The sequence below is a fragment of the Paenibacillus borealis genome (assembly GCF_000758665.1).
Taxonomy (GTDB): Bacteria; Bacillota; Bacilli; order Paenibacillales; family Paenibacillaceae; genus Paenibacillus_AQ; species Paenibacillus_AQ borealis.
This window is the reverse complement of record NZ_CP009285.1, coordinates 1,883,921-1,900,767: the sequence shown is the minus strand read 5'-3', so window position 1 is coordinate 1,900,767 and position 16,847 is coordinate 1,883,921. Positions and strand designations below refer to the sequence as shown.

General features: G+C 44.4%; 5 protein-coding genes. All 5 read right to left on the bottom strand.

Annotation, left to right across the window (positions count from 1 at the left end; all coding sequences use genetic code 11):
* Positions 1–6: 6 nt before the first annotated feature.
* The 5 genes from PBOR_RS35340 to PBOR_RS35335 are packed head-to-tail and all read right to left on the bottom strand — an operon-like array spanning position 7 to position 16,838.
* Entirely contained in the window at positions 7–4,671 is a 4,665-nt protein-coding gene (locus PBOR_RS35340; protein WP_052429381.1) for an SDR family NAD(P)-dependent oxidoreductase, read from the bottom strand.
* A 38-nt stretch (positions 4,672–4,709) separates the two neighbouring features.
* Entirely contained in the window at positions 4,710–6,965 is a 2,256-nt protein-coding gene (locus PBOR_RS08030) for a beta-ketoacyl synthase N-terminal-like domain-containing protein (protein ID WP_052429380.1), read from the bottom strand.
* Positions 6,966–6,979: 14 nt separating this feature from the next.
* Entirely contained in the window at positions 6,980–11,695 is a 4,716-nt protein-coding gene (locus PBOR_RS08025) for a type I polyketide synthase (protein WP_052429378.1), read from the bottom strand.
* Positions 11,696–11,730: 35 nt separating this feature from the next.
* Positions 11,731–11,991 carry an acyl carrier protein gene (locus tag PBOR_RS08020; RefSeq protein WP_052429377.1) on the bottom strand — a complete coding sequence of 87 codons (261 nt, stop codon included), beginning with the start codon at positions 11,989–11,991 and terminating at the stop codon, positions 11,731–11,733.
* A 38-nt stretch (positions 11,992–12,029) separates the two neighbouring features.
* Positions 12,030–16,838, bottom strand: a complete 4,809-nt coding sequence (locus tag PBOR_RS35335) for an SDR family NAD(P)-dependent oxidoreductase (RefSeq protein WP_052429379.1) — start codon at positions 16,836–16,838, stop codon at positions 12,030–12,032.
* Between the last annotated feature and the right edge of the window lie 9 nt (positions 16,839–16,847).

The window sequence follows — 16,847 nt, the reverse complement described above, 5'->3', positions numbered from 1 at the left end:
TCCCCCTCAACTGAGTCTGTCTAACGTAAGCTCTCCTTTTTCAATACTGTCTAAAAGTTTATCAAGCTCATCGGCTTCTTCTGTTATTTCTGTTTCTTCAGGCAATTCCGGTTCTGATGCCCTCTGTAAACATTCAGCCATACCGCGAATCGTTTGATAATTAAAAATATCAGTGATATCAGCCATATTAGGAAATAATCGATCCAGTTCCCGATGGATTTGAATAGCTTGTATCGAATTACCACCATAGCGATAGAAGCTGTGATGAATATTAATGTCATCGAGACCCAATATATCGCTCCAAACCTCACCTATAGCGATCTCCCAATGGGTATATTGAGCGGTTTCGCTCCCCGTCAAACTGATCTTTTTAGTATTTCCCCCTCCAAAATCACCCGTATTACTTTTAGTTTGAAGCTCCTGCCGCATTTCAGCCTTCATGTCATTCGGGTTCCTTCGGCCGACGATCACATGGGCCGCTCCAAACTCAAGGATGGTTCGGAACGCGAATAAGGCCTGGTTAATATCGATCGGCATAAAATAATCATTATCCGTCTTCTTTCCGTGGTTAACGGCCATTCCAACTTCATTCCATGCAGGCCAATTTATTGATATAAAATTCTTCCCTTCTCTGCTCTTGCTTACAGCGTACATATCTAAATAGGCATTAGCTGCAGTATAATCCACCTGTCCTTCATCTGCTAAAAACGAAGCGACTGAAGAGCACATTATAAAAAAGTCCAAGTGGTCTTTCTTGGTCAACTGATCTAGAATCCAAGTTCCATATATTTTGGGGGCGATGACTTGGTCAAAGGATTCCAGCCTTTTGGTGAGTATTATTCCACTAGCAGCAACACCGGCAGAATGAATCACTCCATTAATTTGCCCATATTGCTGACGGATCCGATTAATAGCAGCCTTCATTCCGTCGTAATCCGTAACGTCCGCTTTGCAGATTTCGACGGTTGAACCTGATGCTCTGATAGTATCGAGTATATGAGCTGATTCTTCATGCACCATCCCCGTACGACTGATAAGAATTAACCTTACTTGCTTAGACATGGAGAGTTCCCTCGCAAGGTGAGGTCCGATACCTCCCGTACCGCCGGTAATGATGTACACGCCCTCTTGCTTTATATTTCCCTGAGAATCTTCCCCGCCGGTTTGGTTACGGTTCATTGCTGCTCTAATTATCTCTCGTTCATATCTGATACCTTTCCGGTAAGCCACCTCAACGGCTTCCACCTTGTCATGCATCATCTCTGATACAACAAATTCCGAAGGTGTAGCATGATCCATATCAACGGAAATGCACTTGATCTTTGGGTTCTCCAAGCTCACTACCTTCCCCATGTTAAACAGCGCTGCGTGTTGAGGATACACAGGAGAGCTCACACTGCCGATAAAGTTGGCGTAGTGGGTAACGACAACAACTTTAACCATGTCCTTTAATTTTCTGTTGTTTAATGCTTTGGCGATATGGAATAAACTATAAATTCCTAGCTGAAGCTCGCCTCTTAGATGCTCAAAATCTTTGTGTTCACCGTTCGTATGGTCTGCTAAGGTATGGAGAATATAATCCGGTTCTGATTCTTTAATATCTTCAAATAACCGGTAATAATCCTCCTGGGATGCAGAAATGGTGTATTTCAGGCTACTCCATTTGACATAGGTTTGTCCTATCACTACTTCAATGATTTCGGCACCTTTACTTCGCAGCACCCGCTCAAGATCCTTAGACCTTTGGTCTTCCCCCTTGAAGAACAGTACGCGCTTCCCTGATAAAGCCGTCTGGTAAATGCCGGAGTCTGTTTGGCTCCATTTCATTTCATTGAAGAAATCGCCAGCAGCTTTTCTGCCCACATCCAGCTGAATCATTTGTTTTACGGTATATTCGTCTATCCGCACAATGACATTTCCACTTGGATCAGTGATTGTAATGTTGTAGCTGACCAATTCCTTCGTTTCGCTTTTACCGTCAATTTCTTTTAAGTAACAACATATTTCCGACGGAATCCTGCCATAAATGTGAATCCTTTTATAACTTAGAGGTAAATACAGGTTATGCTCGGTATTTGGACTCATTATGTTTACGGCGATATCCATTAAAGAAGGATGCAGCCGATAGAGGAGGGTATCCGTTGAAAAATCATCGTGCAGCTTTATGTTTGCTAATAGTTCACGATCACCCGTATTCATATGGACTTCGTTCCACCATCTTGGCCCGAAACTGAAATTTCCCTGAACGGAGCCCGTCTGGCTTTCCACCCGTTCTTCTTTACACCTGGCTCTGATTGCATGAATATCCATAGACGGCGCTGGGTCTCCGGCGTCCAGCAGAATTTTCCCCGCCGCATAGGTTATCCATTTTCCCTTATCAAAATATTGGCTAGGCTGTATCTTACTCGCTATCGTAAATTCGTAAATACCGTCATTATTAGATATCTTTGTATGTATAGTTTTAGATTCCCCTTCTTCCAGCATCAAAGGGGTATAAAAAACAACATCCTTTAGCTCAAAACGGTCACTTCCGGATAGCATTCCGGCAATCGAACTGATCATTTCCAGGTAGGCGGTTCCCGGAATAGTATGTTTACCAAGAACCTTGTGATCAGCTAGTATCCAATGCTTCTCAGCGGAAACTTTGGTTATAAACACAATGAGATTTTCCGACAGTTCCTGACACTCGTCCAACAGGGGGTGAAGGATCGGTTTGGTTTCTTCTTTACTATTAGCATCTGCCAATTTGTCTCTGTTGACCCAATATGACTTGCGCTCAAACGAATATGTGGGAAGATTCAATTTGCGGCAATCGTATTTCCTGTACAATTCCTTCCATATCACTGTTGCTCCCCGAATATAGAGACTGCAAAGCTCCCGCATAAGCTCCTTATGATTCCCGTCTTCCATCTCCAAACCACTAATTATTTGATTTGCCTGCCTGCTGATACGGATTTGCTCTGCTTCACTGATATACCCGGATGGCTGGACCCGATCATTACCCTGAATCACCTCGTGATTCATATAATATACATCTTCACTCCGGTCAGTAAGACCGGCCGAGTAGATGCGAGATAACTTTGTCTTTAAATCTTCTAAGCTATAAAAGATTACTATTATCCTATGCTCGTAATGCCCTCTGCCAACGCTGGATGTAAAACAAAAATCAGTCAAATTCAAATCTGGTTTGTTGCATACAAAATCCCGATTTTTCTCCACCAAGTTCATTAAGGAATTTTTGTTTTTTGCTGACAACGTAAAAAGCCAAAGCTTATTAGTATCTGGGGGATCTTTAAGCGCAATAGGAGCTTCCTCAAGAACAAGATGGCAATTGGTACCGCCAAATCCAAAAGAACTGATGCCTGATCTTCTTGGGCTGTCCTCTACTGGCCATTTTCTTGGCCTGTCATTTATGTAAACAACTGATTTGGATAAATCAAAATGGGGATTGGGTTCATCAAAATGCAAACTGGCCGGAATCATCCCGTGTTTCATGGAAAGCACCGATTTAATAAGCGAGGCAATGCCCGACGCTCCTGCTGTATGGCCAATGTTCGATTTAACCGATCCAATACCACAGAACTGGCTTTTATTAGTGAATTTTCTAAACGCATTGGTAATACCCTTGATTTCAATTGGGTCTCCTAACAACGTACCGGTTCCATGTGCCTCGATATAGGCGATGGTTTCCGGATCAATTCCTGCGGCATTCCATGCAGCTGTAATGACTGTAGTTTGGGCCTCCACATTCGGTGCGGTCAGCCCGTTCGAGACCCCGTCACTGTTCACAGCGCTTCCTTTAATAACTGCATATATTGGATCCTTATCCTGAAGCGCCTTATCTAATAACTTCAGAATAACAACTCCGGCACCCTCACCCCATACGGTCCCGGCAGCTTTTTTATCAAATGCTCTTAGAATCCCATCCGCAGCCTCAATGTCATTTCTGTCTAAGGAGCCTTCGGGCAATAAAGAAATTTGAACCCCACCCGCCACAGCCATGTCACACTCATGATTCAATATTGCCTTGCAAGCCGTATGAACGGCCACCAAGCCCGAGGAGCATGCTGTATCAATAACCATATTAGGACCTTTCAAGTTAAAGATATAAGAAATTCGGCCTGATATGATCCCCGTAACCGCGCCGGTTAAAGCCAATATGTCTTTATTATCCATATGTTGATAATACTGCGAGGAAAAGGTAGAATCCATACCGATATATACTCCTGTACAGCTTCCATCCAATGTTTCCCATGAATATCCGGCATCCTCCAGCGCCTCATAAGCCTTTTCAAGCACCAACCTTTGTGCAGGGTCCATTAATAATGCTTCTTTGGGTGATATTCTAAAAAAAGATTCGTCAAATAAATCAATATGATTCAAATACCCGCCTGATGCCGAAGAAAGTGTACCCGCGTTGTCCAAAAGCGCCTGCCTTTGAACAGGGAATGGACCCACGCAATTTTTCCCATGCAATAGATTCTCCCAATATTCCGCGGCATTATCGGCACCGGCAAAAGTACACGCCAACCCTATAACGGCTATATCCTGGCTTTCCGGCGAATGAACCGACTTCAAGTGATTTAAAATGGTGTAAGCGGTTTGTTCTGATATATTCGAGGCCTTCGTTTGCTCTAATATATATTGAAAGAGTTTGTTTGTGTTTTGCAATTACGACACTTCCTTTCCACCGCAGTAAACAAAGTTGATCATAACCTTTTTATTCCTTCCTCTATGGTTACTTTTCCGTTTTTCACACCGCGAATGAGATTCATCAGATCATCTTCCCCATCCTGATGAACAAAGCCTGCATCTTCCTCATCTTTATCCAAGTAAGCTGACATCAATTCCAAGGTCGGATAAGTGTACAAGTCCGTTACATCTATCTGTGAAGCTAACGTTTGATTTATTTCATTTGTCAACTGAATTGCCATTAATGAATTTCCACCCATATCATAGAAATTGGCCGTTGAGTCCAGTTCGCCAACTCCCAGCGCCTTCATCCATAATCGTCTCAATTTTTCTTTCAGCATTTCAGGAGGAGGCTCCAGGGAAGCTTCATTATCGCCCTCATGACCAAGCCAGAACCGTTTTTTCTCAAAGGGATATACAGGTAAGCTAATTTTGCGCCTGCCCTGCCCCTCGTAATAACCTTCCCAATCTACTTCGGCGCCCTTTACATAACAGGTGCACATTTCCTTCAGCTTCTTGGGACTGCAGTCTCCATGTTTCATTTCCTCCACTAGCTGTTTCGCCAGTTCCGTGAGCCGCTTCTTTTCTTCTTTTGCCGCATCTCCCGCTGCTTCATAGAAAATGCCTTCTTCCACGTTTCCCCTCAGACCCTGCTGCACCAACCCGGTTACTTTCTCCTTCAATTCCTTTGTTTCTTCATAAGTAATCGCAATTCTATAGGCATGATGCTCCCTGCCCGTGTTCGCTGTGTAGCTCAGCGCTTCTTTGCTGACCCCTTGATTGCGCTCTAAATACCCTTTATATGCTTCCAGCAGCTTAAGCAATGCTTTCGTTGTTTTGGCTGACAGCATCAGTCCTTCCAGCCCGCCCGCTTCTGATCCTGTCTCCGGCCCACTTGCTTCTTCCAGTACCATATGGCAGTTGGTCCCGCTAAAGCCAAACGCACTGACCCCCGCCCGTCTTGGCCCCTTCTCTTCTGTCCACTCTCTTGTCTTGTCCACCATATACAGTGGACTGCCGGGAAAATTAATGTACCGGTTGGGAGTTTCAAAATGCCGGGTTCCAGGTATCATTCTCTTTTGAAGCGACAGCACCACCTTCAGCAACGAAGCCATTCCCGACGCTGCCACCGTATGACCAATGTTCGTCTTGACCGACCCGATTCCGCAAAATTGCTTCTTGTCCGTGTACCGGGAAAATGCGCTGGTCAGGCCCTTTACTTCAATCGGATCACCTAACACCGTTCCCGTTCCATGCGCCTCTATGTAGGATAGACTTTCCGGATGGATCCCCGCATCCTCCCAGGCGCCCATCAACACTTCTTCCTGGGCTTCTGCATCCGGCGCTGTAATCCCGTTGCTCGTCCCATCATTGTTGACTGCACTCCCCTTGATTACCGCATAAATGTGGTCCTTGTCCTCCACCGCTTTCCTCAGCGGCTTCAGGACCACCACTCCCACTCCTTCGCCCCATACAGTTCCGTTGGCATTATTATCAAACGTCCTAACTTTGTCATCCTTGGATGCCACCATGCTTAGTGCATCCTCTTCGAACGCCGGTTCCAGCTCCAGGCATATGCCGCCTGCGATAGCCATGTCGCATTCGTGGCTCTGTATCGCTTTGCATGCCCTGTGTACAGCCACTAACCCCGATGAGCAGGCCGTATCAATCACGATGCTCGGCCCCCGGAGGTTAAACACATAGGATACCCGGCTGGCCAATATTCCCGTCCACGCTCCCGTGATCGCCAAGGGATTGTTCTTGTCTTCCCCGAATGGGTATTCCGGCTTCGAGGTGTGGTCGACTCCGACGTAGACACCGGTTCTCGTCTTTCTGATCCGTTTCCCTTCATAGCCCGCATCCTGAATCGCTTCCGTTGCCGATTCTAAAAATACCCGTTGCAACGGATTCATATACTTCGCTTCGCTCGGCGCGATGTTGTAGTAGCCGGCATCGAAAGCGTCGATACTGGATAAGTACCCGCCCCTCTTTACCCTGATGTTCCCCGTCCTTCTCTGGCCTTCGGGTATATCCATTAGCCGTTCCTCCGGGAAATCCTTAATGCTAATGTTGCCTTCACAAAGATTTGACCAGTATTCTTCTGGAGAATCGGAATCGGGGAAACGCAGCCCGATTCCGATGATGGCCACCCGGTCCTTAATTACCGTTTTTTCCGGGTGCACCTGAAGCTCCATCAGCATCTCTTTTGCTGCTTCCTTCGTCAGCTTTTGAGCCGCAACCTGCCTATATATGTATTTCTTAATTAAATTCATCCCATCGCCCTCTGTTACATCAATTCATCAAGCTGATCTTCAGTAATTTCTCCGTTCGCCAATTTTTCCAGCAATTTATCCATATCATACTCGTCTTTGAGCAGCTCAGGAGACGGCTTATAAACAGCGGGCTCCAATTTACTTGTAATATACTGCACCATATCCTCGATCGAGGAGTGTGTAAAGATATCCGAAATATCAATCACATCCGGAAATTCCTTATTCAACTCCTTCCACAAATGGGTAGCCAATATGGAATTCCCGCCTTGATCATAAAAGCTTTCAGAGAGGTCGACTTGTTTCAACCCCAGTACACGGCGCCAAATGGAATGGACCACATTCTCCGTGTCAGTTGGAAGCCTGCTTTCTGTTAAGAGTAGATTGGTTTTTACGGGTGAGTCTATGTTTTCCTTGATATTATCAGCTTGCTGCTTTACGGCTCCCTTGATCTCAAACGGCAGATGGTCTTCTTGTCGGGCCAGCTGCTCCAAATTAAGTTGACCCAGGATGACCCGCTCCACTTCACTTTGAATAGCTTTTTCAAATACACGCAAAGCATCTTCCGTACTAACCGATTTGAAAATTTCGCTTTCCATATCAACTCCATGGTCCACCGCCATGCCAACTTCGTTCCATGCCGGCCAATTAATAGACAACACCCGTTTTCCTTTCTTTGACCTATAACTTGAATATGAATCCAGGTAGCTGTTAGCTGACGTATAATCGCCTTGTCCAACCTCTGGACAAATAGCTGAAATGGAAGAAAATAAGATGAAAAAATCCATCTTTTCATCCTCTGTTAGTTTATCCAAAACCCATGTTCCTTGGATTTTCGGAGCCAACACATTACAAAAATCCTGATGATTTCTGGTAATCATGAACCCATCGCCAGCCAGACCAGCCCCATGAATCACACCACGGATATTTCCGTACTGCGCTTTTATCAAATCAAATACTGCCTTTGTCTCATTAATATTCGATATATCTGTGCTATAACAGCGTACTGTTGAACCGTTTTTTTTCATTTCGCGGATCATTTCTATTTTTTGAATTAGCCTTTTATCCGTACCTTCAGACACAATCGCATCCCATTCAGATGAGTCAGGCATTTTCGTCCGGTTCAGGAGCACAACGTTGACTTTATTTTTTGAAGTTAAATATTTCGCAAATTGAAGACCCAGCCCTCCAAGACCGCCCGTGATGACATAGACCCCGTCTTCTGAAATTCTAAGCTGAAGTTCAGGCTTATCCTTCAACTCCACAGGCTGTAATATATTTCTATACCTGCTTCCATCCCTAAGGGCAATCAATTTATCGTTGCTCCCCATAATCTCAGCCAACAATTGCTCAGTGGTTGTAAACGGATCAATATCTATGCATCTACAATTAAGTTTGGGATATTCCAAAGGAATAACCTGACAAATCCCGAACAGCGCGGCATGATGCGGGAGAATAGTTGGTTCATTCCCCGTCACTTCATTTGCTAAGTCCGCGGCAACCACCAATTGCAGCTTGTCCATCCATTTTGCTTTCAAGATAGCCCTTGCCATGAAAAACAGGCTATGAACTCCTCTCAATAAATGGTCTTCAAGATCGGAGAGGTTCTCTGGTTCTTTCTTCTCCACGAGGGACAGGAGATGGACGATTTGCTCAATCCTCTTATTCTTTACACTATTAAAAAGCTTGACGTAGTGTTCTTCGCAGCCTTGTATAATGTATCGTTTATCGTTTTCATTAACATAAGAATCGCCTAAGCTAACCTCAATTACTTCTAGTCCCTTAACTTTCAATGAATCAATGATCATTTCCGATGCTGCTGTCGTTCCTTTGAAAACCAAAACTGCTCCGGAATAAGAATCTTCCACCGGGATTATATCCTCTGCTTTAACCCATTCCAACTGATATGCTTCTTGTCGTGATCCTTGAATCAAGGCCTTATCTGTAACCTTCTTAATGGAATAATCATGGATTTCCACCAATACCTGACCATTCACATCCAACAGCAAAACATCAAATACTGCTATTTCCCGCTGCACAAGATCTGAAGCTTTTTTCTTAGTGTAGGCATAAAAGGATTTGGGAAGTTTCCCCATAATACTCATGGCACCGTAAGAAAAAGGAAGGTACAAATCTTCTCCGATGCTTCTCAAAGCCAAGTTAACTGCCTCATCTAAAAGCGCCGGATGAAGAGTGTACAGGTCAACCTCACCGGCATATTCTTCCTTCATACTGATAAAAGCCAACAGCTCGTCGGTTCCATAGTAAATATTCTTCACACAATTCCATCTATCACCTGTTTTAATGCCTTTCCCGGTTTGATAGGAATAAGTAGGAATACTCCCCCCCGAACATTGCAGTTTAAGCTCATCCAGCTTCCGCTTTGAAGGTTCCGTTACTCGCTCAATCTGAATCACGCCTTCTGCATGTGTGGTCCAGACGGTGTCCTCATTACTTCTACTGGCAATAACGAATTCAAGCCCTTCTCCGTCTCGTCTAATAATCGTGTGAACAATTTTATTCTCATCCGGGCCTGCGATTAGCGGAGACAGGAAAAATATATGTTTCAATTGAAGCAGCTTCCCCGGGAAATTTTGTTTTACTGCTTCAGCAATCAATTCCAGGTATGCCGTACCAGGCACAACATATAAACCATTTACGACATGGTCATGTAAAATCCAGTGGTCTGCTACAGTAAACGTGCTTTCATAGATAATTCTGTCCATTGAGCTAACTAAGCGCTTATCTAATAGAGGATGCATCATACCACTTCTCATTACATTGGAGTGGTCTTGTCTTGTAATCCAACATGAGATGGAGTTAAACGCATATCCGGGGAGACTAAGCCTTCTATGGTTTGCTTTCGTATATATGTTCGCCCAGTCCACATCAGCCCCTTCAACATACAGGTGGGCAAGCAAAGGCAACAAATGGTCATATTGGAGATTCTGAAACTCACCAATGATTCTGTTTGATTCGTCTGTCAATTTTCTAATCTGTTCCTGTGTTTTTTCACCGTCTACCTTCACTGCTTTCCCTTCTGGAACCAGCCTATGGACACCGTGAAATATCCTGCCCTCATAGAGGCTATTCTTATCATCAATAGAGAACCGACAGAGCTCCTCACTCAGCTCAACGAAAGTATCACAAAGTATGGCCAATCTGTATGGAAAATGTTCTCTGCCCGTGTTAACGGTGTAACATAAGTCCTGTAAGCACATATTCTCCATATTTTTGTTCAGGAAGAGCACATACTGCCTGGCTGTGTCTCTTAACACCTTTTCATTTTTGGCCGACAAAATGAATAAAGAGGTTGTTGCCTTCCGTTCTTTGGACAACTCCACTTTAGGAAGAGGCGCTTCCTCAAGAACAACATGGCAATTTGTCCCACTTAGTCCAAAGGCGCTGACCCCGCATCTTCGTGGCCCCCCTTTTGTTTCCCACGTTCTCAGGGTATCGTTTAAAAAAACGGGGGAATCCACGAAATTTATTTTTTTATTCGGCTTATTAAAATGAATGGAAGGGGGAAGCTTCTTATTTTTCAAACAAAGGACAGCCTTAACTAGACCAGCTAATCCCGCCGTATGATCCAAATGTCCAATATTGCTCTTCACAGACCCAATTCCGCAAAACTGTTGTTTATTTGTATATCTTTTGAAAGCTCTCTCTATTCCATTTATTTCAATCGGATCTCCTAATTTAGTGCCTGTTCCATGGGCCTCTATGTAAGAGATGGTTTCAGGATCGATTCCAGCATCTTTCCATGAGCTGACAATAACCTCCTCCTGAGCTGCAGAGTTCGGCGCTGTTAACCCAACCGAGCTACCGTCCTGATTCATGGAGCTACCCTTAATTACGGCATAAATGAAATCCCGATCAGCTTCGGCTTGGTCTACCGGTTTCAACAAGAGAGCAACTACCCCTTCTCCAAGTCCCGTTCCTTCAGAATAATCATCGAATGCTCTTGTTCTCCCGTCAGATGAAGTAATGCCCAGCTCGTCTTCCTTATTCCTTATACTGAGCAGTGGAAGAAGATCAACCTTGACGGAACCGGCAATTGCCATTTCGCATTCCCGGTTTCTCAAGGCTTGGCATGCGAGGTGAACTGCGGATAAGGAAGATGAACAAGCTGTGTCCACCACAACGCTGGGTCCCTTTAGATTTAGAAGATAGGAAATACGGCTCGCAATAATCGAATTGATATTACCGGGAATGGCAAGACTACCCATGGAAGGGTCAATCACTTCAATTACAGCCTTATAACTCTCTCCAAAATCCGTGCTATGGCCTAAATAAACCCCGGTCTTGGAGCCTCTTATTTGCTTCCCCGCATACCCCGCATCCTCTAACGTATTCCATACCGCTTCGAGAAAGAGGCGCTGGCTTGGACTCATTAGGCTGGCCTCTCTGGGAGAAATGGAAAAGAGTTCGTAATCGAACTTATCAATCTGATCTAAGAATCCGCCTTTATAATAGGCTCTTTCATCTAACTGTATCCCTTTACGGTCCATATAACTTTCATTCTGAGAAACTCTGGCTTCCGGAAGCGGCCTGATACTATCTTCGCCCTTACACAACATCTCCCAGTACTCATTTGTATTGTTCGCCTTAGCAATCCTGCAGGATATACCAATAATCGCAGTGTCTCTGCTAGTCAGATTTTCTACTCCGATGACTTCATCCTTAATTTCATCGGACATAAATTCTCTCATCAGATCTTTTACCCCGTTCACTGTCATCCCCCTTTATACAAGTGGTTTCCATTTTTTTATAAAGCGGAATTAACCTTACGTTCAACATGGTCTGTCAAGCTTTTCAAATCCGTAAAATTAGCAACGTTCAAATCGCTATCATCAAATTCAATATTGAAATCCAGTTCAATCATCACAACTGTTTTGATAAAAATCACTGAATTGATTCCCAGCTCTTCGAACTTGTCCTCCAGATTAAGATGCTCCAGAGCGATTTCGTCCTTGAGAGTATCAATAATAATCTGCTTTAATTTCGCTTCAATCTCACTTCTAGTCATGGAATCTCCTCCAATTTATAGTTATGTTTCCCCGGAGTTCACTTGAGAATGTCTTCCATCTCCGATAAAACTAAGATGTAATATTCCTCTTCCCGCTTTTGTATATCACGAAGGAGATATTTTACATTCTCAATTTTTTCCGGATCATATTTTCCTGAGAAATAATATTTTGTAATAATCGATTTCATTTGTCCCCACTTAGCTAATATATGATCTGCCTGGACCGTTAGCGGACTCGAGGCCCCCCATAATATACGGGAGCGAAAGGCTTCCATGCTTTTCCCGTCTGACACTCCGTTCAGCTTCTCGATTAATTCCTGCGCATGAATTCTGAATTGACTTTCTATAGATACGATTTCTTCAATTTTGATGAGAAACCTATTTAAGTCACTTAATCCCGTATATATCTTCTCACTAACCTTTAATATATTCTTCGCATACGTCACCTGACTTAGGTTCAATTCACTTTCATAATCTCCCAGCTCTTTAAGCTCGTAATGAAACTCAAAATATGTCGGAAGCTTCGTATGAATCTTATAATTCGCCAAAAAACCCTCATAGGCTTGAAAAACATCTTCGTATCGGGTGTAACGTTTTTTATAATTGAGGCTTCCTCTTTTGTCATGATCAATGATTAAAAACCGGCGGTTTTCAGAATCATTTTCCAATATTAACAATGCATGCGGCCAATGATGCTTTTTGTAAGTATCCTTTCGGTTTGAATCATAAAAACAATCGATCCATATGATAACAGGACGCTTATTTCGCATTGCATCTTCCAAGGCTCCCAACAACTTAGAGACCGGACGCATATTAGATATTCCCGTCCCGATGTCTTCATAATAATTATTTAACATAACAATATCGGACTCAGAGATATTGAATTCAGCCTGTTTATTTGAAAAATGGCTTTCTGCATATACGTCAATTTCCATCAGGGCAGCAAGCTGCCGCACGGAATGACTGGAATGGTAGCTTACGAAAAAGTCAGCCAGGCTTTCCGTTTTTCCGTAAGTATAAAGCATAAAATCATTTGCCAAATAAGGAAATATATTACCTCGCGCGTGAAATACTATTGAAAACAGAGAATTGTAAAAGCAATACTTATAAAACACATTGTTAAATGGGAACCATTGATGAAGTAATACCTCCCTTTGTACAAGCGTCCCTTTTTCAGGTGTGGCGATGAATTCGTTTCCGTCGATATAAGCTGCCAATTTTCTTATCGTATTATAAATCTCCAAATCCAGTTCCTTGATTTTCACACCTGAATGTTGCTGCATTTTGACCTCGATATTCATGGAAAGTATGGAGTTGCCTCCTACTTCGATGAAATCATCATCCAATCCGATCAGGTCCGATTCCAATACTTCTGACCATATTTTCCATATTTTAGCTTCAGTTCCGTTACATTCCTTCGGTGGTACAGATTGAACTATAACCTCACTTCCGTGACTCCCATGGTCAGATTCATTCCCAACCCCAAGCCTATCCGTCCAGCCCTTTTTAGACCGATCTACCCTTCCTACGACTACATTTGAAAGAGATTGATGTAACAATACATCAAATGCCGTAATGGCCTCATCAATGCTTATGGCTTCAAAAACACCTGTCTGCAATTCGGTACCATGTTGTACCGTCATTCCTACTTCTCTCCAAGCCGGCCAATTAATCGACAGCGTGCGCTTGCCTTTCTTGTTCCTATAAGCCGCAAACGTATCCATATATCGGTTGGCTGAGGAATAAGCGCTCTGCCCTGCATCACCGGCTATGGAAGCAACAGACGAAATAAAGATAATAAAATCAAGACAATCGTTTTCAGTCAATTTATCAATGATCCAAGTCCCCTGAATTTTGGCAACCATTTCTTTTTCAAATGATGCAGCAGCTTTTTTAATGATGAATTCATCTGTGCCGGCAATCCCTGCTCCATGAATCACCCCATGGATTCTTCCATGTTTATTTCGTATCTTATGTAATGCCTTACTCATTTCCTCCAGATCGCTTACATCTGCACAATGTAATTCTAGTCGCGAGCCGGAATTTGTAATTTGTTTCATTTTTTTGATTTTACTACAAATCTGCTCGTCTCTGTTTAACCCTAGAACACTGTCCCATTCAGAAGGTTCAGGAAAGGAAGAACGATTAATCAGTACAATCCTAACCCTATTCTTCTTGGATAAATAATACGCAAGCTCTAGCCCAATTCCGCCAGTTCCTCCGGTTATTACATATACCCCGTCATTTTTGATCTCGATTTGCTGGTCACTTTCACCGACCATATGCAAACTTCTGAAATGTTCAACATATCGGTGGCCGTCCCGGTAAGCAACCGCATATTCCCCGTGCTCCCGGTCTATATCCTTCCATATTTCCTGTACATCCGTAATCCCGTCAATATCAATTATTCTGCACTGAATTTGAGGATGCTCCAACCGGATCACCTTTCCCATTGCAGACAGTGCTCCCCCATGGGGATTAATATACTTCTGTGCTTCTGTAACGGGGTTAGCATACGGGGTGATTACATTGAGTAATATTTTCCCCGTATTATGCGATTTGAGAAGAGCTCTTGTAAGATTAAATAGACTATGTAACCCTCTAGCGTTGTATTCTTGCAACTCGGTAAGACTCTCAACTTCTCCAGCTCCGGGAGTCAAGGTCTGGAGATGGAGAATCTGCTGAATATCGATTTCACCTATCTCTTTGAAAAGTCTGGTGTAATCTTCCTCAGATCCATTTACAATAAAGCTAGTCGTGCTTGAACAGCTATACCGGGTACCTAAACATACTGTAATAACTCGTTTGCGCTTGGAAATAACCTCTCTTAATATGAAATCAGACATGTTGGAGTTACCTTGAAGCACTAGTGTGATTGCACTGGATGCTATCCTATCCGATTCCCTTAAATTTCGTCTGCCCCATGATGACTGGTGATATAAACCATTATCTACAAGATCAAGCCAGAACCGTTTTTTCTCAAAGGGATATACAGGTAAGCTAATTTTGCGCCTGCCCTGCCCCTCGTAATAACCTTCCCAATCTACTTCGGCGCCCTTTACATAACAGGTGCACATTTCCTTCAGCTTCTTGGGACTGCGGTCTCCATGTTTCATTTCCTCCACTAGCTGTTTCGCCAGTTCCGTGAGCCGCTTCTTTTCTTCTTTTGCCGCATCTCCCGCTGCTTCATAGAAAATGCCTTCTTCCACGTTTCCCCTCAGACCCTGCTGCACCAACCCGGTTACTTTCTCCTTCAATTCCTTTGTTTCTTCATAAGTAATCGCAATTCTATAGGCATGATGCTCCCTGCCCGTGTTCGCTGTGTAGCTCAGCGCTTCTTTGCTGACCCCTTGATTGCGCTCTAAATACCCTTTATATGCTTCCAGCAGCTTAAGCAATGCTTTCGTTGTTTTGGCTGACAGCATCAGTCCTTCCAGCCCGCCCGCTTCTGATCCTGTCTCCGGCCCACTTGCTTCTTCCAGTACCATATGGCAGTTGGTCCCGCTAAAGCCAAACGCACTGACCCCCGCCCGTCTTGGCCCCTTCTCTTCTGTCCACTCTCTTGTCTTGTCCACCATATACAGTGGACTGCCCGGAAAATTAATGTACCGGTTGGGAGCTTCAAAATGCCGGGTTCCAGGTATCATTCTCTTTTGAAGCGACAGCACCACCTTCAGCAACGAAGCCATTCCCGACGCTGCCACCGTATGACCAATGTTCGTCTTGACCGACCCGATTCCGCAAAATTGCTTCTTGTCCGTGTACCGGGAAAATGCGCTGGTCAGGCCCTTTACTTCAATCGGATCACCTAACACCGTTCCCGTTCCATGCGCCTCTATGTAGGATAGACTTTCCGGATGGATCCCCGCATCCTCCCAGGCGCCCATCAACACTTCTTCCTGGGCTTCTGCATCCGGCGCTGTAATCCCGTTGCTCGTCCCATCATTGTTGACTGCACTCCCCTTGATTACCGCATAAATGTGGTCCTTGTCCTCCACCGCTTTCCTCAGCGGCTTCAGGACCACCACTCCCACTCCTTCGCCCCATACAGTTCCGTTGGCATTATTATCAAACGTCCTAACTTTGTCATCCTTGGATGCCACCATGCTTAGTGCATCCTCTTCGAACGCCGGTTCCAGCTCCAGGCATATGCCGCCTGCGATAGCCATGTCACATTCGTGGTCCTGTATCGCTTTGCATGCTGTGTGTACAGCGACCAACCCCGATGAGCAGGCCGTATCAATCACGATGCTCGGCCCCCGGAGGTTAAACACATAGGATACCCGGCTGGCCAATATTCCCGTCCACGCTCCCGTGATCGCCAAGGGATTGTTCTTGTCTTCCCCGAATGGATATTCCGGCTTCGAGGTGTGGTCGACTCCGACGTAGACACCGGTTCTCGTCTTTCTGATCCGTTTCCCTTCATAGCCCGCATCCTGAACCGCTTCCGTTGCCGATTCTAGAAATACCCGCTGCAACGGATTCATATATTTCGCTTCGCTCGGCGCGATGTTGTAGTACCCGGCATCGAAGGCGTCGATATTGGATAAGTACCCGCCCCTCTTTACCCTGATGTTCCCCGTCCTCCTCCGGCCTTCGGGTATATCCATTAGCCGCTCCTCCGGGAAATCCTTAATGCTAATGTTGCCTTTACAAAGATTCGACCAGTATTCCTCTGGAGAATCGGAATCGGGGAAACGCAGCCCGATTCCGATGATGGCCACCCGGTCCTTAATTACCGTTTTTTCCGGGTGCACCTGAAGCTCCATCAGCATCTCTTTTGCTGCTTCCTTCGTCAGCTTTTGAGCCGCAACCTGCCTATATATGTATTTCTTAATTAAATTCATCCCATCGCC

Bases quoted from the DNA above. Each gene is read 5' to 3' on its own strand.
- PBOR_RS08030 (WP_052429380.1), bottom strand. From the start codon at position 6,965: ATGAATTTAATTAAGAAATACATATATAGGCAGGTTGCGGCTCAAAAG.
- PBOR_RS08020 (WP_052429377.1), bottom strand. From the start codon at position 11,991: ATGACTAGAAGTGAGATTGAAGCGAAATTAAAGCAGATTATTATTGAT.
- PBOR_RS35335 (WP_052429379.1), bottom strand. From the start codon at position 16,838: ATGAATTTAATTAAGAAATACATATATAGGCAGGTTGCGGCTCAAAAG.